Raw genomic sequence first — 20888 nt, 5'->3', positions numbered from 1 at the left:
GCGCTTCGCGCCCCGACCCTCACCCCAACCCCTCTCCCGGAGGGAGAGGGGCTATTGCTTCGCCGCCTCCTTCGACCAAGGCGACTTCCCACCCTCGGCAATGAACCGGTCGATGCGCTGCTCCAGCACCGGCAGCGGCACCGAGCCCGTCTCCAGCACCGCGTCGTGGAACGCGCGGATGTCGAACTTCTCGCCCAGCGCCTGCTCCGCCTTGCGCCGCAGCTCCAGGATCTTCAACTCACCCAGGTAGTACGACAGCGCCTGGCCGGGCCAGGCGATGTAGCGGTCGACCTCGGTGGTCACCTCGTGCTCGCTGAGCGCGGTGTTGTCGCGCAGGAACGCCTGCGCCTGCTCCCGCGTCCAGCCGTCGTGGTGAATGCCGGTGTCGATCACCAGCCGGCACGCACGCCACATCTGGTAGGTCAGGTAACCGAAGCGGTCGTACGGGGTGTCGTACATCCCCATCTCCTGCCCCAGGTATTCCGAGTACACCGCCCAGCCCTCGCCATACGCGGAAATGAAGGTGTAGCGGCGGAAATCCGGCAGGTTGTCCTGCTCGGCCGCCAACGGCATCTGCAGCGCATGACCAGGCGAGGACTCGTGCAAGGTCAGCGCAGCGAGGTTGTACAGCGGCCGTGACGGCAGGTCGTAGGTGTTGACCAGGTAGATGCCGGGGCCACCGCGGCCGCCGGTGTAGAACGGCGCCAGGTCCGCCGGCACCGGCTCGATCGCGAAGCGCTGCCGCGGCAGCCGGCCGATGTAGTCGCCGATCTTGCCGTCCACGCGCTTGGCGATCCACGCCGCGTCCTTGAGCAGTTCTTCCGGGGTCTTGGCGTAGAACCTGGGATCGGTGCGCAGGTAGTGCAGGAACGCCGGGAAGGTCTGCTGCCCCGGCGGGGTCTTGAAGCCGCTGTCGGCGATCGCCTGGTCCATCTCCTTGCGCAGCCGCGCCACCTCCTTCAGGCCCACCGCGTGGATCTGCTCGGGGCTGAGGTCGAGCGTGGTGTATTCGCGGATCTGCGCGCGGTAGTACGCCGCGCCGTCGGGCAGCGATTCGGCGGCCAGCGCCGGGCGTGCCTTGGGCAGGTATTCCTCGCGCATGAAACGCAGCAGCTTGGCGTAGGCCGGCACCACCTGCTGGGCGATCGCCGTGCGCGCCTGCGCGCGCAACTGCGCCTGCAGCGGCGCCGGGATCGTCGCCGGCATCTGCTTGAACGGGGTGTAGAACAGATTGGTCTCGCCAGGCGCCTGCGCGACCTCGGCGATCGACTGGTCGCGGCCCTGCAGGGTCACTTTGGGCTGGGCGAAACCGCGCGCCAGGCCGGCGCGCATGTTGGCGATCTGCTCGTCGAAGTAGCGCGGGATGTCGGCGAGCTGTCCGAGATAGCGCTGGTAGTCCTCGCGGTTGCGCAGGGTGGCGCGCGCAGTGAACCCCAGGTCGCTCCAGAACGCGGTGTCGCTGTTGAACGGCATTTCCCAGGCGCGGAACCGCTGCTGGTCGAGCAGCACCTGCAGTTGCTGGCGATAGACCTGGTAGTTCACCTGGTCCTGCGCCGACAACTGCGCCGGGTCGATCGCATCCAGATCATGCAGCGTCTGCTGCCAGTAGGCGGTGCGCTGCGCCTGGGTGGCCGGATCGACCTTGGGCAGGTGATCGGCGGCCTGTCCCTGCGCGTCCTCGTCGTCGGCGCCGGCGAACTGCTCCTGGCGCCATTTCCACTCGCGCTGGTACAGCGCTTTGAAGCGCGCGCCGGCATCGCCGGCGGGGGCAGCGGCCGCCGGCGCGGCGGTCTTTGCCGGCGCGGCGGCGGCAGCACCCTGCCAGGCCAGGGTGCACGCGATGGCCAGGGCCAGCGCCGTGCGCAGTCGGGAACGGGAGGTCATCGCGAAGTCTCCGAAGTGGCGGGGGTGCCGGCCTGGACCTGGGCGATCCAGGCATCGATGCGCGCGTCCAGCAGGTCCAGCGGCATCGCGCCGCCGCCGAGGATGGCATCGTGGAAGGCGCGGATGTCGAAGCGCTCGCCCAGCGCGCGCCTGGCCTTCTCGCGCAGCGCCAGGATGTCCAGTTCGCCGAGCTTGTAGCCCAGTGCCTGGCCCGGCCAGACGATGTAGCGATCGGTCTCGGCCTGGATGCTGGGCTCGTCGTCGGACGGATGCGCGTGGAAGAAGTCGATCATCTGCTGCCGCGTCCAGCGCTTGTAGTGGACGCCGGTATCCAGCACCAGTCGGTTGGCGCGTAGCAGTTCGCCGGCCAGGCGGCCGTAGTCGCTGTACGGATCGCGGTAGAAGCCCACCTCCTTGCCCAGCTTCTCGGCGTACAGCGCCCAGCCTTCCACGTAGGCGTTGTAGCTGGATTGTTGGCGGAACGGCGGCAGCGGCAGGGTCTGCGCCAGCGAGATCTGCAGGTGATGACCGGGCACGCCCTCGTGGTAGGCGGTGGCCTCGATGTTGACCAGGGTACGGTGCGCGTAGTCGCTGGTGTTGACCATCACCAGCCCCGGCTTGCTGCCCTGCGCGTCGCTCTGCCAGTACTCGGCACCGGGCGCGGTGGCACGGAACGCCGGCATCGCGCGCACCTCCAGCGGCGTCTTCGGCAAGGTGCCGAACAGCTTGGGCAACTGCGGCTGCATCTGCGCGATGTCGTCGCGGTAGCGCTGCAGGATCTGCTCGGACGAACTGGCGAAGAACTTGCGGTCATGGGCCACCGCCTGACGCAACGCCGGCAGGTCGGCATAGCCGAGCTGCTTGGCGATGACGCCCATCTCGCCCTCGATGCGCGCGACCTCGGCCAGGCCGGTCTGGTGGATCTGCTCGGGCGACTGATCGGTGGTGGTCTGGGTGTGGATCGCGAAGCGGTAGCGGCGCGCACCATCGGGCAGCGACCACAGGCCTTCGTGGACACGGCCCTGCGGCGCGTATTCGTCGGCGACGAAGTCGGCGAGCTTGCGATAGGCCGGGCGCACCTGCTGGTCGATCGCCGCGATCATCGCCGCGCGCAGGCGCGGCCGCTCGGCCTCCGGCACTGCCGCGGGGAACTGCTGCAGCGGCGCGGCGAACGGACTGTCGGCCCCGGCCGGTGCGGCGATCTCGCGTACCTGCGCGGGAATGCGCTCGAGCAGGTACTTCGGCTGCACCAGCCCGTCCCTGGCGCCGGCGCGCGACAACGCCACCACCTGGTCGAGCAGCGCCGGGATCGCCTGCAGGCGCTTGATGTAGTCCTCGTAGTGCTTGACGCTGGCGAACGGAAACGCCTGCGCATAGCCCGGCAGCGCCACCTGGATGCCGCCGACCGGCTCCAGCGGCATCTCGTCGTTCTTCAGCGCGATCGCCTCCAGCCGGTCGCGCAACTGCCGCTGCATCATCTGCAGGCTCAACTGCTCCTGCGCCGACAGCGCCTTGCCGTCGATCGCATCGAAGCGCGCCAGGAACGCAGCGGTGGCCTGGCGTTCGGCCTCCAGCGCAGCGAGCGAATAGTCGCTCCAGCGATCGTTGTAGCGGCTGTCGCCGATGATGCTGGCGAACTCCGGATGGTGTTCGAGCTGGTACTGCCACTGCGCGTCGAGCAGCGCGGCGAAGGCCTGCGACGGCGAGGTGCTTGCCTTGGCCGGCGCCGTTGCCGCCGGCGTGGAAGGCGCCGACGGTGCCGACGGCTGACAGGCACTCAGCAGGGCCAGTGCCAGCATGCCGACGACGGGCAGACGTATGTGCTTCATCGAGGAACTCCGCAGGGCGGCACGCGCCCGTGACACACCGCGGCGGCCGCCGCGCAAACGTTGCAGGCGGCCGCCCTGCGCATCAGGCGAACGGCCGGTCGATCGCCGGCGACGGGGGCGTGAACCACTGCGCGCCGTCCTCGGTGACGTAGAAATGATCCTCCAGGCGCACGCCGAACTCGCCCGGCACCACGATCATCGGCTCGTTGCTGCAACACATGCCCGGGGCCAGCGCCAGCGCATTGCCGCGCACCAGGTACGGTGCCTCGTGGATGCTCATGCCGCAACCGTGGCCGGTGCGATGCGGCAGCCCCGGCAACTGGTAGTCCGGGCCGAGCCCGGCACGCTGCAGCACCTTGCGCGCGGCCTCGTCCACCACCGCGCAGGCCACGCCCGGCCGCACCGCGGCGAAGGCCGCCGCCTGCGCGTCGTGCTCCAGTTGCCAGATGCGTCGCTGCTTCTCGCTGGGCTCGCCGAAGATGTAGGTGCGGGTGATGTCGGAGTGGTAGCCCTGCACCGTGCAACCGGTATCGATCAGCACCAGCTCGCCCGGGCGCAGCGCCTGCACGCCGGGAATGCCGTGCGGATACGCGGTGGCATGGCCGAACTGCACGATGCAGAAGGTCGAGCCGTTGTCGGCACCGAGCGCGCGGTGCGCCTGGTCGATGAAGCGGGTCAGTTCCGCGGTGGTGATGCCTTCGTGGATCAGCCCGGCGGCCAGCCGCTGCACCTGCAGGGTCATGTCACAGGCCTGCTGCATCAGCGCCAGTTCCGCCGGCGACTTGCGCATGCGGCAACCGTCGACGATGGCCGCCGCATCGCGGATGGCGATCCGGCCCAGCACCGCCGTCAGCCCGGTGTGCACCGCAAAGGCCACGCCCGGGTCCAGCGCCAGGCTCTGCGCGTCCAGTTCCAGCAAGGCCTCGGCGACCAGCGCGTGCGGATCCTCGTGCTCCTGCCACAGGCGCTTGCGTACCGGCACCGACAGCACCGCGTCCAGCGAGCCTTCCTCGAACGCCGGGCAGATCAGCAGCGGATCGCCTTCGGCGGTGAGCAACATCGCCACCAGGCGCTCGCTGGCGCCCCACGGCACGCCGGTGAAATAGCGCAGCGAGGCGCCGGCGCCGATCAGCAGCGCGTCGGCACCGTGCGCACGCATCAGCGCACGCGCGTTGGCAAGGCGCTGCCGGTACTCCTGCTGTTGGATCGCCGGCGCGCGGTGCGGCCACGGCGCCAGTTGTGCGTGCGCCTGCTCCAGGGTCAACCCGCCGATCTGGACCTGCTCGCTCATGCGCGCGGCTCCACGTCGGCGGTGCTCCAGCTGCCGTCGATCAAGCGCTGCACGCCGCCGGGATTGCGATCGCGCAGCAACGGCGGCAGCAGCGCGTCGGGCACGCCGTCATAGCTGTGCAGCGCGGCGAAGCGGCGGATCGCCGCGGGCATGCCGACCGCAGTGAAGCCCGGATGGCCGGTGCTCGGATACGGGCCGCCATGGTTCATCGCCGGGCTCACCGCCACGCCGGTCGGCATCTTGTTGCAGATCAGGCGACCGACCCGCGGACGCAGCGCCGCGGCCAGCGCGGCGAAGGCCATGTCGTCGCTGCCATCGGCGGCGCGATAGAGCGTGCCGGTGAGATTGCCCTCGAAGCTGCGCGCCAGGGCGGTCAACTGCCCCAACCCGCCGCCGCGCACGATCAGGCTGACCGGGCCGAACGCCTCGGTCTGCAGCGCCTCGGGCTGCTGCAGGAAGGCCTCGGCCGACACTTGCAGCAGGGTCGGCGCATGCCGATAGCCGGGACCTGCATCGGCCTCGCCACCGGCCAGCACCGTGGCGCCGGCATCGCGCAGCGTACCCACGCTGCGCTGCAGATGCTCCAGCACGCCGCGCGAGAACAGCAGCGCCGGCGCGGCCGCGGCGAAATGCGCGGTGGCCGCGGCGACGAAGGCATCGCCGGCCTCGCCCTCGGGCACCACCACGATGCCCGGGTTGGTGCAGAACTGGCCGCTGCCCATGGTGCAGGAGGCGAAGAACTCCTGCGCCAGCGCCGCACCGCGTTCGGCCAGCGCGCCCGGCAGCAGGAACACCGGATTGACGCTGGACAACTCGACATAGGCCGGCACCCCGGCGCGGTCGGCGGCGGCCTTCAGCGCCAGCCCGCCGGCACGGCTGCCGGTGAAGCCGATCGCGCCCAGCCGCGGATCGCCTGCCAGTTCCAGGCCCAGCGTGTTATCGAAGTGATACAGCAACTGCACCGTCGCCGCCGGCAGGTCGTTGGCCAGCAGCGCCTGGTGCGCGAGCTGGGCCAGGCGCTGGCTGGTGGCCGGATGCGAAGGATGCGCCTTGGCGATGACCGGATTGCGCGCGGCGATGGCCGAGGCGAAATCGCTGCCGGCCACCGCGTTGAACGCGAACGGGAAATTGTTCGGACCGAACACCAGCACCGGCTTGTGCAGCGGCCCCAGCTGCGCGCGCAGGCCCGCCGCGGTGTCGATCACCGGCTGCGCCCAGCTGTGGCTACGCACTGCCTGCGCGGCCTGGCGCAACTGCCCGCTGGCGCGCGGCAGCTCCACCTTGGCCAGGCGCGGCTCCACCGGCAGGCCGGTTTCGGCATGGGCCAGCGCCACCAGACGTTCGACGTCGGCGTCGATCGCGTCCGCGTACGCATCCAGGAACCCGGCGATGCGTTCCGGCGCGGCCGCGGCCAGCGCATCGGCGCTCAGCGCCGCCGCGCTCAGCGCCGCTTCCAGATCGGCGGCGCCGCTGATCGGGAACGACGGGCCGAACTCGCTCCCGTCGCGCGGATCCTCGGCGCGGAAACTGCCGCGCTCTTCCAGCGAGGCCTGCCAATGGCCGGCCAGCAACAGCGGTTGCGTGCTCATCTCAGTGCCCAGGGTGGGTGGCGATGGCGTGGTCGATGACCTTCAGCGCGGCCTCGCGCTCGGCGCCTTCCAGCACCAGCCGCGGCGCGCGCACGCGCTCGCTGCCCAGGCCGACCTTCTCCTGCACCAGCTTGATCAGCTGGACGAACTTGGGCACGGTGTCCAGGCGCAGCAGCGGCAGGAACCAGTCGTACAGCGCCTTGGCCGCCGGGTAGCCGCCGTCGCGGGCCAGCTCGAACAGCTTCACCGACTCCTTCGGATACGCGTTGACCAGGCCGGCGATCCAGCCCTTGGCGCCCATGCTCAGGCCTTCGACGATCGCATCGTCCATGCCCACCAGCAGCACCAGGCGGTCGCCGAGCAACTCGCCCAGCGCGGCGAAGCGGCGCACGTCGCCCGAGGATTCCTTCACCGCCTGCAGGTTCGGGAACTCGGCGGCCAGTTCGGCGATCTGCGCCGGGCTGAAATCGGTCTTGTAGGCGATCGGGTTGTTGTACAGGATCGCCGGCAGGTCGGTGGCGGCGATCACCGCGCGCATGTGCGCGCCCATTTCGCGCCAGTCGGTGGAATACACGTACGGCGGCAGCACCATGAGGCCACCGCAGCCGACCTGCTTGGCCGCCTGCGCCAGGCGCACGGCCTCGTCGGTGGACAGCGCGGCGATGCCCGGCACCACCGGGATGCGGCCGTCGACCGCCTGCACCAGGGTCTTCAGAACCGCCAGCTTGTCGTCGAAGCTCAGCGTGGCCGCCTCGCCCAGCGAGCCCAGCGGCACGATCGCAGTGCAGCCGGCGTCGATCATGAGCTGCGCATGCTTAGCCAGGAACGCGTGGTCGATGCTGCCGTCGGCGTTGAACGGGGTGGTGATGGCCGGCAGCACGCCGTACCAGAAGGAAGCCTTGCTCATGGAAGTACACCTTGTGGAGAGTTGCGAAGGGAGGCCGCGCGCGAGGACGCGACGGAATCGGCGTCCGGACCGGGATCCGGACAGGGATGGGCCAGCGCGTCCAGACGCGCCGGGAACAGCGGCGGCCGGCGGCCGTCGTCGGAGAAATCGGCGGCGCGCGTGGCCAGGCCAAGTTCGGTCAGCGCACTGCCGCAGATGCGGCCCTGGCAGGCGCCCATGCCGCAGCGCGAGGCCAGCTTGGCGTCGCGCAGGTCGGCATGGCCCTGCAGCGCGGACAGCGGCACGTCTTCGCAGCGGCACACCAGCGTGTCCGGCGCGGCCAGCGCGTGGATGCGTGGATCCAGCGCGAACTGGCGCTGCAGCAGTTCAGCGAAGGCGCGCGCACGTCGCCGCTGCGGCTGCAGCGCCTGCGCAGCGGCGTCCTGGCCGGCGGCCAGGTGGCCGGCGATGGCGCCTTCCACCCGCGCGCAATCGCGCCCGCCGATGCCCAGCGCCTCGCCCGCTGCGTACACGCCGTCGACGCTGGTGCGCAGTTGCGCATCCACCGCCACGCACGGATGCGCGCCGCTGCGGCCCAGCCGGCAGCCCAGCAGTTGCGCCAATTCCACGTTCGGCACCAGGCCGTAGCCCACCGACAGTTGATCGCAGGCGAGACGGCGGCGGCCGCGCGGGCCGTCGATCTCCGCCTCTTGCACGCGGCCCTCGCCGTACGCGGCCAGCACCACGCTGCCGGCGTGGTAGCCGACCCCGGCCAGTTGCGTGCGCAGCGCCAGCGCCTGCAGCGCCTTGTCCGGCCAGCGCAGCGGCAGCTGCGCGGCGAATGCGGCCAGCGCGCGCCACGGTGCCTGTTCGACGATGCCCAGCACCTGCGCGCCGTGGCGATGCAGCGTCGCCGCCGAGGCCAGCAGCAGCGGCCCACTGCCGGCGACCAGCACGCGCCGTCCGCGCAGCGGCCAGCCCTGCTTGGCCAGCGCCTGGGCGCCGCCGGCGCCGGTCACCCCGGGCAGGGTCCAGCCCGGGAACGGCAACAGCAATTCGCGCGCGCCGGTGGCCAGCACCAGCGCGTCGTAGCCCAGCCAGCGCGAGCCATCGGGTCCATCGGTGAGCAGTTGCCGGTCCTGCGCCAGCAATACCTGGGTCTGCGGCAGGAAGGTCACCGCACTGGCCGCAAGCTGCGCCAGGGTGCGCGCGGCCAGGCGCGGCGGCGCCTGCGCCACGTCGTGGCGCCAGATCTGCCCGCCGGCACGCGCCTGCAGATCGACCAGGCCGACGCGGCGGCCATGCCCGGCCGCCGCCAGCGCCGCCGCCAGCCCGGCCGGCCCGGCGCCGATCACCAAGACCTCGAAGTGGGTGCGCGGCTCAGCCATCGGTCCACACCTGCATCCCGTCGCGCGCCGGGGTGATGCAGGCGCGCAACTGGCCGACGCGGTCGATGCGCACCCGGCACTCGGCGCACACGCCCATGCCGCACAGCGGCGCGCGCGGTTGCCCACTGCGCGAGCGGCGGAAATGCGTGGCCACCTGCGCCACCGCCGCGGCCACGCTGCTGCCGTCGAGCACTTCGACATCGCGGCCGTCGACCTGCAGGCGCAACATGCGCGCGCTCATGCCAGCGCCCGCGCCGGCGCGTACGGCGCCGCGTCGATGGCCGTAGGCCGCTGCAGCAATTGGTCCAGCAGCAGGCGCGCACTGCCCAGCGCCGTCGTCACGCCCAGGCCCTCGTGGCCGGCCGCGACCCACACGTCGCGCCGCTCCGGCACCGCGCCCAGGTACGGGCGCCCGTCCGGCGTGGCCGGACGCAGGCCGGTCCACACCCGGATCGCCTGCAGTTGCCGCAGGCCCGGCAGGAACGCGAAGGCGCGCTCCAGCATCCGCTGCAGCATCGGCATCGACACCGTGCGGTCGGTCACATCGAATTCGCGCGAGGAGCCGATCAGGATCTGCCCGGTCGGCCGCGGCTGCACGTTGAACGCCACGCTGCTGCCGTCGCTGCCGTGCGCGCTGTCGGCGTAGCCCAGTTCCAGCAATTGATGGGCGACGAAGCCCGGATAGCGGTCGGTGATCACCAGTTGCCCTTTGCGCGCGCGCATCGGCAGTTCCGGCAACAGCTCCGGCACGGCGCAGCCGGTGGCGACCAGCACCGGGCCATGCAGCGCGCTGCCGTCGTCCAGACGCACGCCGGCATCGGCCAGCGCAGTGGCGCGACGCCCGGCGTACAGCTGCGCACCGGCGGCGCAGGCACGCTCGACCAGGTAGCGCGCCATCCGCGGCGGATACACCACCGCCTCGGCGGCCACGCGCATGCCGCCGGCCAGGCCCGGCACCAGCGCCGGCTCCAGTTGGTACAAGCGCTGCGCATCGAGCGCTTCGGCGTGCACGCCGGCCGCGGCCAGCCGCTGGATCTTGGCCGGAATCGCCTCCAGTTCGCGCGCCTCGCGCGCCACCCACAGCGTGCCGCAGCGGCTGAACTCGGCCTCCGGCAGCGGCGCGAATTCTTCCCACAAACGCAGCGAGTACGCCGACAGCGCCAGTTCCGCCGGATCGTCGTCCATCGCCACGAGATGACCCATCGCCGCGGCGGTGGAGCCGCCGCCGATGCTGCCCGACTCGACGATCGCCACGCGCAGGCCGGCGGCCGCCGCCGCATCGGCGCAGGCCGCGCCGACGATGCCGGCGCCGACGACGATCAGGTCGAAACCGCTCATGCGGCGCCGATGCCCCAGGCGAACGGATCCTGCGGATCGATCGACAACTGCGCGCGCGCAGTGATGTAGGCCTGCCCGGTGATGCGCGGCAGTACCCCGCGCGCACCGGCCGTGTAGCTGCCCTCGAACACGCTGCCGAGGATGCCCTGCTGCCGCCACACCTGGCCCGCCGCCAGCTTGCCGTCGGCGGCCAGGCACGCCAGCTTGGCGCTGGTGCCGGTGCCGCAGGGCGACCGGTCGTAGGCCAGGCCCGGGCACAGCACGAAGTTGCGCGCGTCGGCGCTGGCGTCCGGCGCCGGCCCGTTGATCTCGATGTGGTCGATCTCGCCGCCGTCGGCGCCGCGGATGCCCGCCGCCTCCAGTGCCAGCCGCAGCGCCTCGGTGTAAGCGGTCAGCGCGCGCTGGTGGCGCAGTTCCAGCGCGCACGGGGTCTGTTCGGTGATGAAGAACCAGTTGCCGCCCCAGGCGACGTCGCCGCGCACGCGCCCGTACTCGGGCACCTGCACTTCGACGCCGGTGGCGTGGCGGTAGCTCTCGACGTTGTCGACCGAGACGCGGCCGTCGGCGTGCAGTTCCACGCCGACCGTGCCCACCGGCGTCTCGATGCGGTGCGTGCCCGCGCTCAGCCGGCCCAGTTCGGCCAGCGTGCGCACCAGGCCGATGGTGCCGTGGCCGCACATGCCCAGGTAGCCGACGTTGTTGAAGAAGATCACCGCCGCGCAGGCATCGGCGGCCACCGGCGGCAGCAGCAGCGCGCCGACCATGGTGTCCGAGCCGCGCGGTTCGCAGGCGATGGCGCTGCGCCAGGCGTCGAAGCGCGTGCGGAACAGCTCCCGGCGCTCGGCCAGGGAACCGGTTCCCAGATCGGGGAAGCCGGAGACGACGACACGGGTCGGTTCGCCGGCGCTGTGCGAGTCGATGACATCGAGTGTATGCATGGGGCCATGCTCACATCCGGCACCGTCGCCGGCTAGCAGCGTTTGCCTGTCGCCAATGCGGAAGTTCGCACAACCCGGCGACGCCCGCCGGTGCCGACTTAGGCTAGCATCGGCATTCGGGGGACGCGCGGCGGCGCGCCCGCACCGCCGCCCACTTCCGCAGGTGAACGCCATGGACACTCTGATTTCGGCACTGGAACTGCAGACGCTGTTCGACGCCCTGCCGGACGTGGTGTTCTTCGTGAAGGACCGCGACGGCCGCTACACCCACGTCAACCTGACCCTGGTGCGGCGGCTGGGCAAGAAATACCGCGCCGACCTGATCGGCAAGTCGGCCGCGGACGTGTTCCCGCTGCCGCTGGGCGGCAGCTACCTGATGCAGGACCGGCGCGTGCTGTGCGGCGAGGTGATCGAGAACCAGCTGGAAGTGCACCTGTTCCCCAACCGCACCCCCGGCTGGTGCCTGACCTTCAAGCGCCCGCTGTGCGAGGGCGAGGAGGTGATCGGCGTGGTCGGCATCTCCCGCGACCTGGGCCAGCCGGACAGCCGCCATTCCGCCTACGAGCGCATCAGCCGCGCCATGGAACACATGCAGGCGCACTACGGCGACAACCTGCGCGTGCAGACCCTGGCCGACCTGGCCGAGCTGTCGGTGGCGCAACTGGAGCGGCACTTCCGCCGCGTGTTCCAGCTGACCCCGCAGCAGTTGCTGACCAAGATGCGCATCGAAGCGGCGATGCGCCTGCTGCACGGCGACGACAGCATCGCCAGCATCGGCCAGTTGTGCGGCTTCGCCGACCAGAGCGCCTTCGCCCGCCAGTTCAAGGCCACCGTCGGCATGACCCCGCGCGACTACCGGTCGATGAAGGGCAAGCTGTGAAAAGCCGGGAATGGGGATTGGGGAATCGGGATTGGTTTTTTGGCTGAATGCGGGCGTTGGGATCGCGACCCTGTTGAGGCTGTCGCAGGAGCAGTTTCGACTCCCCAGGAACACCCACGCCCACAGTGACAAGCCCCTCTCCCTGCGGGAGAGGGGTTGGGGTGAGGGTGCGGCGGAGCCATTACGTCGAAAAACCATGGCAATTCCGCAACTGCACCCTGCGACTGTGCTTCAGTGGGCACCCGCCTGTCGCGGCTGATCCCGCAAAGGGCCAGGAACCGCGCCTGGCGCGACACACGCAGTCGCGACGCCCGAAGCCCACCTTGCCAACCATCCCAGCTCGCCCGCTGCACCGGCCGCTCAGGTCGCAAGTGGTAGCATTCTTCGTTTCCGGTCCACGCGTCATCCATGGTCAGCCTATTCCGCCGCAACAAGCCCCAGGACAACGCCGGCGAGAGCCGCACGCAGCGCTACAGCATCGAGGAACTGGCCGCCGCCTTCCCCAAGCCGGCAAGCGCCGAACCCGCTGCGCCTGCGCCGTCGGCGCCGCCTGCCGCTGAAGCAGCGCCCGCCGCTCCCGCGCCCGCCGCCACCCCGCAGCCGACGTCCGCGCCGGTCGCCGAACATCCCGTACAGGCGCCGGCCCCGGTCGCGGTGCCGCAGCCGCAACCGACCCCGCTGCCGCCCGCAGCGCCCACGCCGCCACCGCAGGCCTATGTGCCGGCCCCGGCCGCCGCGCCGGCACCGAGCGTGCCGACGCCAACGCCCGCCCCCGCGGCTCCAGCGCCGGCCACCGCGTCCGTGCCCGCAGCCGACGCCGACCTCGTCCGCAGCGACGCGCTGCCTGCCGCGCCGGCCGGCAAGCCCGGCTGGCGCGAGCGTCTGCGCAACAGCAGCTTCGCGCGCAGCGTCGGCAGCCTGTTCTCGCGCAACCCCAAGCTCGACGACGACCTGCTCGACGAGATCGAGACCGCGCTGATCACCGCCGACGTCGGCATTCCCGCCACCACCGCGCTGATCGAGAGCCTGCGCAAGCGCATGAAGGCGCGCGAGTTCGCCGACGCCAGGGCGCTGCAGCAGGCGCTGCGCGCCGACCTGCTGGCGATCCTGCAGCCGGTGGCCAGGCCGCTGCAGATCGACCGCAATGCAAAGCCCTTCGTGGTGCTGACCGTCGGCGTCAACGGCGTCGGCAAGACCACCACCATCGGCAAGCTGGCCAAGCGCTTCAAGGACGAGGGCCACAGCTTGATGCTGGCCGCCGGCGACACCTTCCGCGCCGCCGCGGTAGCGCAGTTGCAGGCCTGGGGCGAGCGCAACGGTGTGACCGTGATCGCGCAGGGCCAGAACGCCGACGCCGCCTCGGTGGCCTTCGATGCGCTGCAGGCCGGCAAGGCGCGCGGCACCGAGGTGCTGATCGCCGACACCGCCGGCCGCCTGCACACCCAGACCGGGCTGATGAACGAGTTGGGCAAGATCCGCCGCGTGCTCGGCAAGCTCGACCCCAGCGCCCCGCACGAGGTGCTGATGGTCATCGACGGCACCACCGGCCAGAACGCGCTGTCGCAACTGCGCCAGTTCCACGCCGCGGTCGGCGTCACCGGCCTGGTGGTGACCAAGCTCGACGGCACCGCCAAGGGCGGCGTGGTGTTCGCCCTGGCCCGCGAATTCGGCATCCCGATCCGCTTCGCCGGCATCGGCGAACGCCCCGAAGACCTGCGCGTGTTCGACGCCGAAGCCTTCGTCGACGCGTTGCTGCCCGACGCCCTGGGCGCGTGAGATTGAGCCCCTCTCCCTCCGGGAGAGGGGTTGGGGTGAGGGTGCGGCGGAGCCAACCATGCCGGCACTGGCGCTACTCAAACCGCACCAGGCTTCGCCCGTACCCTCATCCGGCCCTTTGGGCCACCTTCTCCCGAGGGGAGAAGGAACTTCGACGCCAGCATGCGCCAGCCTCCCGACACCTTCCCTACCCGCCTGCTCGCCTGGTTCGACCGCCACGGGCGGCATGACCTGCCCTGGCAGCATCCGCGCAGTCCGTACCGGGTGTGGCTGTCGGAGATCATGCTGCAGCAGACCCAGGTGGCGGTGGTCATCCCCTACTTCCTGCGCTTCCTGCAGCACTTCCCGACCCTGCCGGCACTGGCCGCCGCCGACAACGACGCGGTGATGGCGCAATGGGCAGGTCTCGGCTACTACGCCCGCGCGCGCAACCTGCACGCCGCCGCCAAGCGCTGCGTGGAACTGCACGGCGGCGAGCTGCCGCGCGATTTCGAGGCCCTGCATGCGCTGCCCGGCATCGGCCGCAGCACCGCCGGCGCGATCCTCAGCCAGGCCTGGAACGACCGTTTCCCGATCCTCGACGGCAACGTCAAGCGCGTGCTGACCCGCTACCACGGCATCGCCGGCTACCCCGGCCTGCCAGCGGTGGAAAAGCCGCTGTGGGCGCTCGCGCACGCCCACGTGGCCGCCGTGCCGGACGGACGCATGGCCGACTACACCCAGGCGCAGATGGACTTCGGCGCCACCCTGTGCACCCGCGCCAACCCGGCCTGCGTGCTGTGCCCGTTGCAGGACGACTGCGTAGCGCGCCGCGACGGCCTGGTCGAGGCGCTGCCCACGCCCAAGCCGGGCAAGACCCTGCCCGAGCGCGAGGCGCTGGCGCTGCTGCTGGAGAACGCCGCCGGCGAACTGCTGCTGCAGCGGCGTCCGCCGACCGGCATCTGGGCCTCGCTGTGGACCCTGCCGCAGGCCGACACCGACAGCGAGCTGCGCGCCTGGTACGCACGCTGGATGCGCGGGCGCGCCTACGACGACGCCGAAGCGCTGCCGCCGATCGTGCACACCTTCAGCCATTACCGCCTGCACCTGCAGCCACTGCGCCTGCGCAAGGTCGCCATGGGCGATGCGCTGGGCGACAATGACGACCTGCGCTGGGTGGCGCGCGCCGACCTGTCGACGCTGGGCCTGCCCGCACCGATCCGCAAACTGCTCGACGGCCTCTAGCGCGCCAGCGCGCGCCGCCGTACGCACCGCCAGGAATTGACATGTCCCGCACCGTCTTCTGCCAGTACCAGCAACGCGACGCCGAAGGGCTCGATTACGTGCCCTATCCCGGCGAGCTCGGCAAGCGCGTGTTCGCGCACATCGGCAAGGCCGGCTGGCAGGCCTGGCTGGCGCACCAGACCATGCTGATCAACGAGAACCGGCTGTCGCCGCGCGATCCCAAGCACCGCGCGTTCCTGGAAGCGGAACTGGAGAAGTTCCTGTTCCAGGGCGGCGCCGACAAGCCCGACGGCTACGTGGCGCCCGACCAGGCCTCCTGAGCACCACCGCGTCGTCGCGTCACTCCCACGCACCGACGCTCAGACACTGCCAAGCGCCTGCGTTCGTCGCACCTCACCCGATCTCGTAAGAGCGGCTTCAGCCGTGACAGGGCCTTACAGGTAACACCCGTTGCCGCTGAAGCCGCTCCTACGAAAGCCACGCCGGCGGCCGCAGCGGCATCACGCGTGCTCGCTGCGCGCGGACGCGCCGCTCACTCCTCCGCCCAGCGCTGCGGACCATCGCCGTGCGCGGCCAGGGTGTCGGCCGGGTTGCTGAGCCGGCAGCGGCGCAGCGACAGGCAGCCGCAGCCGATGCAGTCGGTGAGCTGGTGGCGCAGGCGGGTCAGCTGCAGGATGCGCGCGTCAAGTTCCTCGCGCCACACCGCCGACATCCGGGCCCACTCGGCGCGGGTGGGCGTGCGCGCGTCGGGCAACTGCGCGAAGGCGGCCTTGACGCTGTCCAGCGGCACGCCGACGCGTTGCGCCACGCGGATCACCGCAAGCCGGCGCAGCACGTCGCGCGTGTAGCGGCGCTGGTTGCCGGCGGTACGCATGCTGCGGATCAGGCCCTTGCTCTCGTAGAAATGCAGCGCCGACACGGCCACTCCGCTGCGCGCGGCGACCTGTCCGACGCTCAGTTCCTCCTGCATCGCTTGACCTCGAGTCCGGTTGAGGTTGCATGCTGCACGGGCTGCACGCGCCCACGCAAGTCGCCGCCGGCAGACGTCCACCCTTTTTCCCTGGTTCGCCGATGCAAGACCACGCCACCACCGCCACTGCTCCACCCGACCCTGCCGCTGCCGGCTCCGTGCTGGCGCCGGCCTACCGCGCCACCACCATCGGCATGGTCGCGCTGGTGTCGCTGATCGCTTTCGAGGCGCTGGCGGTGGCCGCGGCGATGCCGACCGTGGCCCGCGAACTGGACGGCCTGCGGCTGTACGCGCTGGCCTTCGGCGGGACCCTGGCTACCAGCGTGATCGGCATGACCGTGGCCGGGCGCTGGAGCGACCTGCACGGGCCGGCGACGCCGCTATGGACCGGCCTGGCCTGCTTCGTCTGCGGCCTATTGCTGGCCGGCTTCGCCCCGTCGATGGGATTTCTGCTGGCCGGCCGGCTGGTGCAGGGCCTGGGCGCCGGCGCGATCTCGGTCGTGCTGTACGTGCTGGTCGCGCGGCTGTATCCGCAGGCGATCCGCCCGCGCATGTTCGCCGCGTTCTCCGCCGGCTGGGTGGTGCCGTCGCTGATCGGACCCAGCATCAGCGGGCTGATCGTCGAGCACGTCGGCTGGCGTTGGGTGTTCCTGGCGGTACCGCTGCTGGCGCTGCCGGCGGCGGCGCTGCTGTGGCCGGCGCTGCGGCGCCTGCCGCCCGCCGCGAGCGCGGACGGCGCCAGCGGCGCGGCGCGGCGGTGGTCGCTGGGCGCCGCGGCCGGCGTCTGCCTGCTGTACCTGGGCGGCCAACAGCGTGGGCTGTGGGCGGCGCTGCTGCTGCCGTCGGCGCTGGCGCTGTTGGCGCTGTGCACCTGGCGGCTGCTGCCGGCCGGCACCCTGCGCGCCGCGCGCGGCCTGCCCAGCGTGATCGCGCTGCGCGGCATCGCCGGCTCGGCGTTCTTCGGCTGCGAGGCGTTCCTGCCGCTGCTGCTGTCGCGCGAGCGCGGGCTGTCGCCGGTGTGGGCCGGCGTGGCGCTGAGCGCCGGCGCGCTGGGCTGGTTCGCCGGTTCCTGGTACCAGGGCCACTACGGCCGCGATGCCACCCGCCTGCGGCGGCTGCGGCTGGGCTGCACGCTGATGGCGCTGGGCATCGCGACCACGACGCTGGCGCTGCTGCCGGCAGTGCCGGCAGCGCTGGCGATCGGCGGCTGGACCGCGACCGGCCTGGGCATGGGCCTGATCTACCCGACCCTGGCGGTGCTGACCCTGACCCTGTCGCCGCCGGCGCGGCAGGGCCGCAACAGTTCGGCGCTGCAGTTGAGCGAGGCGATCGCGGTGGCGACCACGCTGGCGGTCGGCGGCTCGCTGTTCGCCGCGCTGCTGGCGTACTCGGCCGCCGCTGCATACCTGTCGACCTTCGCCGTTGCCGCGCTGATGGCCTTGCTCGGCCTGGGCATCGCCGGCCGTACCCAGCCGGCGCCTGGCTAACGGAATCGTCGCGTCCGGCGCCCGCCGCGGCGTGGTGGCGCGCGCCACAAGCAGGATCGAGGAAGAGCGATCCGTTCGCGGAGCGATGCCGCGGCGACGCACGGACGTCGCGCCGGTTCGGCTCTTGGCCTGGAGGGCCCGCCCTAGCGCGCGCCCACGCCCCTGGCCCAGGCCTGGACGATGTCGGCGATGGCACGCACGCCGTCGGTGAGGGCCGCCGGCCCCGGCTGCAGGATCAGCGGCGACTTGATCTCGAACAGTTGCCCGTCGCGCACGGCCGGCATCGCCGACCAGCCAGGCCGCGCGGCGACGCGCTCGGGACGGAAGCGTTTACCGCACCATGAGCCGAGGATGATGTCCGGCGCACGCCGCACCACCTCGTCGCCGTTGGCCAGGATCCGCGCCTTGGCCAGCGGCTGCACCGACAGTTCCGGGAACACGTCGTCGCCGCCGGCGATGCCCACCAGTTCGGCCACCCAGCGGATCCCGGTGATGATGGGCTCGTCCCATTCCTCCAGGTACACCCGCGGCCGCCGCGGCAAGCTGGCGGCCTGCGCGGCGATGGCATCGAGGCCGCGCTGCAGTTCGTCGGCGTAGGCATTGGCGCGTGGCCCGGCGCCGACCAGCGCGCCGAGCCGGCGGATGTAGTCGAGGATGCCGTCGACGCTGCGATGGTTGGCGATCCACACTTCCACGCCGTGCCGTACCAGTTCGGCGGCGATGTCGGCCTGGATGTCGGAGAAGCCGATGGCGAGGTCCGGCTGCAGCTTGAGGATCTCGCCGATCTTGGCGCTGGTGAAGGCGCTGACCTTCGGCTTGTCGCGGCGCGCCTGCGGCGGGCGCACGGTGAAGCCGCTGATGCCGACGATGCGCTGCTGTTCGCCGAGCGCGTACAGCGTCTCGGTCGGCTCTTCGGTCAGGCAGACGATGCGCTGCGGGCCCACGCTCAGTGCGCCCCGCCCGAGCACGCGCGCACCGCGGCGGCGGTGCCGCGGCAGACCGGGCCGGCGCCGCTCACGGGAACAGCATCCGCTTGCTCCAATGGCCGGCGGCGTCGGCCTCGTAGCGCCAGCGCTCGTGCAGGCGGTACTTGGCGCCGTACCAGAACTCGAAACTGCGCGGCACCACGCGAAACCCGCCCCAGCCGTCCGGGCGCGGCACCTCGCGACCCTCGAAGGTGGCCTCGGCCTTGGCCACGCGTTCCTCGAATTCCTCGCGCGAGGCCAAGGTGCGCGACTGCGCCGAGGCCCAGGCGCCGATCTGGCTCATGCGCGGGCGCGAGGCGAAATAGGCATCGGCCTCGGCCGCGGCGACCAGTTGCACCTCGCCGTCGATGCGCACCTGCACCCCGTCCTCGCGCATGCGCCGCCACAGGAACAGCAGCGAGGCCTGCGGATTGGCCTGCAGCTCGCGGCCCTTCTGGCTGTCCAGATGGGTGTAGAACACGAAGCCGCGCGCGTCGTAGGCCTTCAGCAGCACCACCCGCGACGAGGGGCGCGCCTCCAGCGTGGCCGAGGACACGACCATGGCGTTGTATTCGGCCTCGTCGCTGGTGCGCGCCTCGGCGAACAGGTCGGCGAACGTGGACAAGGCTTCGGCGTAGAGATCGGGCATGGCGACAGGCACTCGGCGGACGATGCGCCATTGTCGCGCCATGCACCGCGCGACGCACGCTTCGCCGCGCGAGGCCCCGCGCCCGCGCCCGCGCGGCGCGCGGGGCGGCGTCGGTCTCTGCTAGCATCGGCGGATGAATCCCGCCCCCAACCTGGTGCTGGTCGGCCCGATGGGCGCCGGCAAGAGCGTCATCGGTCGCCGCCTGGCCGAACGCTTCGGCCTGGTCTTCGTCGACAGCGACCAGACCATCGTCGAGCGCACCGGCGCCAGCATCGCCTCGCTGTTCGAGCACGCCGGCGAAGCCGGCTTCCGCGAACACGAGCGTGCGGTGCTGGAAAGCATCCTGAGCACCCCCGGCCACCTGATCTCCACCGGCGGCGGCGCCGTGCTCAATGCCGACAGCCGCCGCGAGATGCGCGAGCACGGCTTCGTGGTGTACCTGCGGGTGGGCGTGGCCGCGCAACTGCAGCGCCTGCACCGCGACCGCAGCCGTCCGCTGCTGCAGCGCGGCGACCGCGAACAGGTGCTGCGCGACCTGCACGCGGTGCGCGAACCGCTGTACCGCGAGGTCGCCGACCTGATCCTGGACACCGACCACCTCACCCCGGCCGAGGCCACCGCGCAGCTGGTCGTGCGCCTGGCCGCGTCGTGGAAACTTCCGGAACCCACTGCATGACCGCAGCATCGCGCACGGTCGAGGTCGCTGGCGACCCGGCCTACACCATCCACATCGGCCCCGGCCTGCTCGACGACGGCGCCGCCCTAGCCGCGCACGTGCGCGGCCGCCATGTGCTGCTGCTCAGCGACAGCCAGGTGGCGCCGCTGTATGCCGCGCAGGTTCGCAGCGCGCTGCTGGCGGCACGCCCGGAACTGCAGATCGGCGACTTCGTGATCCCCGCCGGCGAGGCCTCCAAGACCCTGGACCACTTCGCCGCGGCGATCGCCGCGCTGGCCGCCCTGGGCGCCACCCGCGACGCCTGCGTGCTGGCGCTGGGCGGCGGCGTGGTCGGCGACCTGGCCGGCTTCGCCGCCGCCTGCTGGATGCGCGGCGTGGACTGCGTGCAACTGCCGACCACGCTGCTGGCGATGGTCGACTCCTCGGTCGGCGGCAAGACTGCGGTGGACATCCCGCAGGGCAAGAACCTGGTCGGCGCCTTCCATCCGCCGCGCGCGGTGCTGGCGGACACCGCCACGCTGCGCAGCCTGCCGCCGCGCGAACTGCGCGCCGGGCTGGCCGAGGTGATCAAGTACGGCGCCATCCGCGACCCGCTGTTCTTCGAATGGCTGCATGCCGAACGCCGCGCGCTGCTGGCCGGCGAGCCGGCGGCGCTGGCGCAGGCGATCGCGCGCAGCTGCGAGCACAAGGCCGAGATCGTCGCCCGCGATCCGCTGGAAAAGGGCGAGCGCGCCCTGCTCAACCTCGGCCACACCTTCGGCCACGCCATCGAGACCGAACAGGGCTACGGCGCCCCGGACAACGCCAACCTCAACCACGGCGAAGCGGTGGCGGTGGGCATGGTGCTGGCCGCCGAGCTGTCGGCGCGACTGGGCATGGCCAGCGCGCAGGACACGGAGAAACTGCGCGCGCTGCTGCAGGACTTCGGCCTGCCGACCGCGCTGCCGGCCGGGCTGGCACCGGAGGCGCTGCTGGCGCGCATGCGCCTGGACAAGAAGAACCTGGCCGGACGCCTGCGATTGGTACTGTGGCGCGGCATCGGCCACGCCGAGATCGTGCCCGACGTGGACGAGGCGCAGGTGCTGGCGGTGCTGGCCGCCGGCTGAAACACGGGCGCG

Annotated in this window: 19 protein-coding genes; 7 read left to right on the top strand and 12 right to left on the bottom strand. The window is 71.8% G+C overall.

The window, feature by feature from the left end; all coding sequences use genetic code 11:
• Positions 1-51: 51 nt before the first annotated feature.
• From CEK68_RS00535 to CEK68_RS00495, 9 genes are all read right to left on the bottom strand, one after another.
• Positions 52-1884 (bottom strand): DUF885 family protein, encoded by a 1833-nt coding sequence (locus tag CEK68_RS00535; RefSeq protein ID WP_152235768.1) that lies wholly within the window; start codon positions 1882-1884, stop codon positions 52-54.
• Positions 1881-3713 (bottom strand): DUF885 family protein, encoded by a 1833-nt coding sequence (locus CEK68_RS00530; protein WP_152238201.1) that lies wholly within the window; start codon positions 3711-3713, stop codon positions 1881-1883. Before CEK68_RS00530 ends, CEK68_RS00535 begins: the two co-directional genes overlap by 4 nt.
• 82 nt (positions 3714-3795) lie before the next feature.
• On the bottom strand, positions 3796-5004 hold the full coding sequence (locus tag CEK68_RS00525) for a Xaa-Pro peptidase family protein (RefSeq protein WP_152238200.1): 1209 nt from the start codon (positions 5002-5004) through the stop codon (positions 3796-3798).
• The gene (locus CEK68_RS00520; protein ID WP_152238199.1) at positions 5001-6593 is read right to left on the bottom strand and encodes an aldehyde dehydrogenase family protein; all 1593 of its coding nucleotides are present in this window, start codon (positions 6591-6593) and stop codon (positions 5001-5003) included. Before CEK68_RS00520 ends, CEK68_RS00525 begins: the two co-directional genes overlap by 4 nt.
• A 1-nt stretch (position 6594) precedes the next feature.
• A complete protein-coding gene (locus CEK68_RS00515) occupies positions 6595-7500 on the bottom strand; it encodes a dihydrodipicolinate synthase family protein (protein ID WP_150411089.1) in 906 nt (301 codons plus the stop codon).
• On the bottom strand, positions 7497-8867 hold the full coding sequence (locus CEK68_RS00510; protein WP_152238198.1) for an FAD/NAD(P)-binding oxidoreductase: 1371 nt from the start codon (positions 8865-8867) through the stop codon (positions 7497-7499). Before CEK68_RS00510 ends, CEK68_RS00515 begins: the two co-directional genes overlap by 4 nt.
• Entirely contained in the window at positions 8860-9108 is a 249-nt protein-coding gene (locus tag CEK68_RS00505) for a (2Fe-2S)-binding protein (RefSeq protein WP_010343411.1), read from the bottom strand. Before CEK68_RS00505 ends, CEK68_RS00510 begins: the two co-directional genes overlap by 8 nt.
• The gene (locus tag CEK68_RS00500; RefSeq protein WP_152238197.1) at positions 9105-10205 is read right to left on the bottom strand and encodes an FAD-dependent oxidoreductase; all 1101 of its coding nucleotides are present in this window, start codon (positions 10203-10205) and stop codon (positions 9105-9107) included. Before CEK68_RS00500 ends, CEK68_RS00505 begins: the two co-directional genes overlap by 4 nt.
• On the bottom strand, positions 10202-11143 hold the full coding sequence (locus CEK68_RS00495; protein ID WP_152238196.1) for a proline racemase family protein: 942 nt from the start codon (positions 11141-11143) through the stop codon (positions 10202-10204). Before CEK68_RS00495 ends, CEK68_RS00500 begins: the two co-directional genes overlap by 4 nt.
• 172 nt (positions 11144-11315) lie before the next feature.
• Between CEK68_RS00495 and CEK68_RS00490 the strand changes: the two genes are divergently transcribed.
• From CEK68_RS00490 to CEK68_RS00475, 4 genes are all read left to right on the top strand, one after another.
• Positions 11316-12023, top strand: coding sequence for an AraC family transcriptional regulator (locus tag CEK68_RS00490; RefSeq protein WP_017911046.1), 708 nt, complete (start codon positions 11316-11318; stop codon positions 12021-12023).
• Between the two features lie 408 nt (positions 12024-12431).
• Positions 12432-13799, top strand: a complete 1368-nt coding sequence (gene ftsY / locus CEK68_RS00485; RefSeq protein ID WP_152238195.1) for a signal recognition particle-docking protein FtsY — start codon at positions 12432-12434, stop codon at positions 13797-13799.
• Between the two features lie 162 nt (positions 13800-13961).
• On the top strand, positions 13962-15023 hold the full coding sequence (gene mutY / locus CEK68_RS00480; protein WP_152238194.1) for an A/G-specific adenine glycosylase: 1062 nt from the start codon (positions 13962-13964) through the stop codon (positions 15021-15023).
• Between the two features lie 41 nt (positions 15024-15064).
• A complete protein-coding gene (locus tag CEK68_RS00475; protein WP_017912227.1) occupies positions 15065-15343 on the top strand; it encodes an oxidative damage protection protein in 279 nt (92 codons plus the stop codon).
• Between the two features lie 212 nt (positions 15344-15555).
• Here CEK68_RS00475 and soxR read toward each other — a convergent pair whose 3' ends face one another.
• Positions 15556-15993, bottom strand: coding sequence for a redox-sensitive transcriptional activator SoxR (gene soxR, locus CEK68_RS00470; RefSeq protein WP_010344143.1), 438 nt, complete (start codon positions 15991-15993; stop codon positions 15556-15558).
• A gap of 101 nt (positions 15994-16094) precedes the next feature.
• Here soxR and CEK68_RS00465 point away from each other — a divergent pair, with 101 nt between their 5' ends.
• Positions 16095-17480: an MFS transporter gene (locus tag CEK68_RS00465; protein WP_152238193.1), complete on the top strand. Its 1386-nt coding sequence runs from the start codon at positions 16095-16097 to the stop codon at positions 17478-17480.
• A 143-nt stretch (positions 17481-17623) separates the two neighbouring features.
• Here CEK68_RS00465 and CEK68_RS00460 read toward each other — a convergent pair whose 3' ends face one another.
• Together CEK68_RS00460 and pdxH are read right to left on the bottom strand one after the other, a co-directional pair.
• Entirely contained in the window at positions 17624-18424 is an 801-nt protein-coding gene (locus CEK68_RS00460) for a cobalamin-binding protein (protein ID WP_152238210.1), read from the bottom strand.
• Positions 18425-18494: 70 nt separating this feature from the next.
• Positions 18495-19094, bottom strand: coding sequence for a pyridoxamine 5'-phosphate oxidase (pdxH, locus tag CEK68_RS00455; protein WP_017910874.1), 600 nt, complete (start codon positions 19092-19094; stop codon positions 18495-18497).
• A 133-nt stretch (positions 19095-19227) separates the two neighbouring features.
• Between pdxH and CEK68_RS00450 the strand changes: the two genes are divergently transcribed.
• Both CEK68_RS00450 and aroB read left to right on the top strand, forming a co-directional pair.
• Positions 19228-19770, top strand: a complete 543-nt coding sequence (locus tag CEK68_RS00450) for a shikimate kinase (RefSeq protein ID WP_010344147.1) — start codon at positions 19228-19230, stop codon at positions 19768-19770.
• Positions 19767-20876 carry a 3-dehydroquinate synthase gene (aroB, locus tag CEK68_RS00445; RefSeq protein ID WP_152238192.1) on the top strand — a complete coding sequence of 370 codons (1110 nt, stop codon included), beginning with the start codon at positions 19767-19769 and terminating at the stop codon, positions 20874-20876. Before CEK68_RS00450 ends, aroB begins: the two co-directional genes overlap by 4 nt.
• The last annotated feature ends 12 nt before the right edge of the window (positions 20877-20888 follow it).

It is taken from the genome of Xanthomonas sp. LMG 12461 (assembly GCF_009192935.1).
Lineage (GTDB): Bacteria > Pseudomonadota > Gammaproteobacteria > Xanthomonadales > Xanthomonadaceae > Xanthomonas_A > Xanthomonas_A sontii.
This window is presented reverse-complemented; position numbering and strand designations above follow the sequence as displayed.

What these genes read in the sequence shown, in the direction of transcription:
- ftsY (WP_152238195.1), top strand. Translation starts at nt 12,432, where the DNA reads ATGGTCAGCCTATTCCGCCGCAACAAGCCCCAGGACAACGCCGGCGAG.
- CEK68_RS00535 (WP_152235768.1), bottom strand. Translation starts at nt 1,884, where the DNA reads ATGACCTCCCGTTCCCGACTGCGCACGGCGCTGGCCCTGGCCATCGCG.
- CEK68_RS00530 (WP_152238201.1), bottom strand. Translation starts at nt 3,713, where the DNA reads ATGAAGCACATACGTCTGCCCGTCGTCGGCATGCTGGCACTGGCCCTG.
- CEK68_RS00465 (WP_152238193.1), top strand. Translation starts at nt 16,095, where the DNA reads ATGCAAGACCACGCCACCACCGCCACTGCTCCACCCGACCCTGCCGCT.
- CEK68_RS00505 (WP_010343411.1), bottom strand. Translation starts at nt 9,108, where the DNA reads ATGAGCGCGCGCATGTTGCGCCTGCAGGTCGACGGCCGCGATGTCGAA.
- aroB (WP_152238192.1), top strand. Translation starts at nt 19,767, where the DNA reads ATGACCGCAGCATCGCGCACGGTCGAGGTCGCTGGCGACCCGGCCTAC.
- CEK68_RS00475 (WP_017912227.1), top strand. Translation starts at nt 15,065, where the DNA reads ATGTCCCGCACCGTCTTCTGCCAGTACCAGCAACGCGACGCCGAAGGG.
- CEK68_RS00520 (WP_152238199.1), bottom strand. Translation starts at nt 6,593, where the DNA reads ATGAGCACGCAACCGCTGTTGCTGGCCGGCCATTGGCAGGCCTCGCTG.
- CEK68_RS00495 (WP_152238196.1), bottom strand. Translation starts at nt 11,143, where the DNA reads ATGCATACACTCGATGTCATCGACTCGCACAGCGCCGGCGAACCGACC.
- mutY (WP_152238194.1), top strand. Translation starts at nt 13,962, where the DNA reads ATGCGCCAGCCTCCCGACACCTTCCCTACCCGCCTGCTCGCCTGGTTC.
- pdxH (WP_017910874.1), bottom strand. Translation starts at nt 19,094, where the DNA reads ATGCCCGATCTCTACGCCGAAGCCTTGTCCACGTTCGCCGACCTGTTC.
- CEK68_RS00450 (WP_010344147.1), top strand. Translation starts at nt 19,228, where the DNA reads ATGAATCCCGCCCCCAACCTGGTGCTGGTCGGCCCGATGGGCGCCGGC.
- CEK68_RS00500 (WP_152238197.1), bottom strand. Translation starts at nt 10,205, where the DNA reads ATGAGCGGTTTCGACCTGATCGTCGTCGGCGCCGGCATCGTCGGCGCG.
- soxR (WP_010344143.1), bottom strand. Translation starts at nt 15,993, where the DNA reads ATGCAGGAGGAACTGAGCGTCGGACAGGTCGCCGCGCGCAGCGGAGTG.
- CEK68_RS00515 (WP_150411089.1), bottom strand. Translation starts at nt 7,500, where the DNA reads ATGAGCAAGGCTTCCTTCTGGTACGGCGTGCTGCCGGCCATCACCACC.
- CEK68_RS00510 (WP_152238198.1), bottom strand. Translation starts at nt 8,867, where the DNA reads ATGGCTGAGCCGCGCACCCACTTCGAGGTCTTGGTGATCGGCGCCGGG.
- CEK68_RS00490 (WP_017911046.1), top strand. Translation starts at nt 11,316, where the DNA reads ATGGACACTCTGATTTCGGCACTGGAACTGCAGACGCTGTTCGACGCC.
- CEK68_RS00525 (WP_152238200.1), bottom strand. Translation starts at nt 5,004, where the DNA reads ATGAGCGAGCAGGTCCAGATCGGCGGGTTGACCCTGGAGCAGGCGCAC.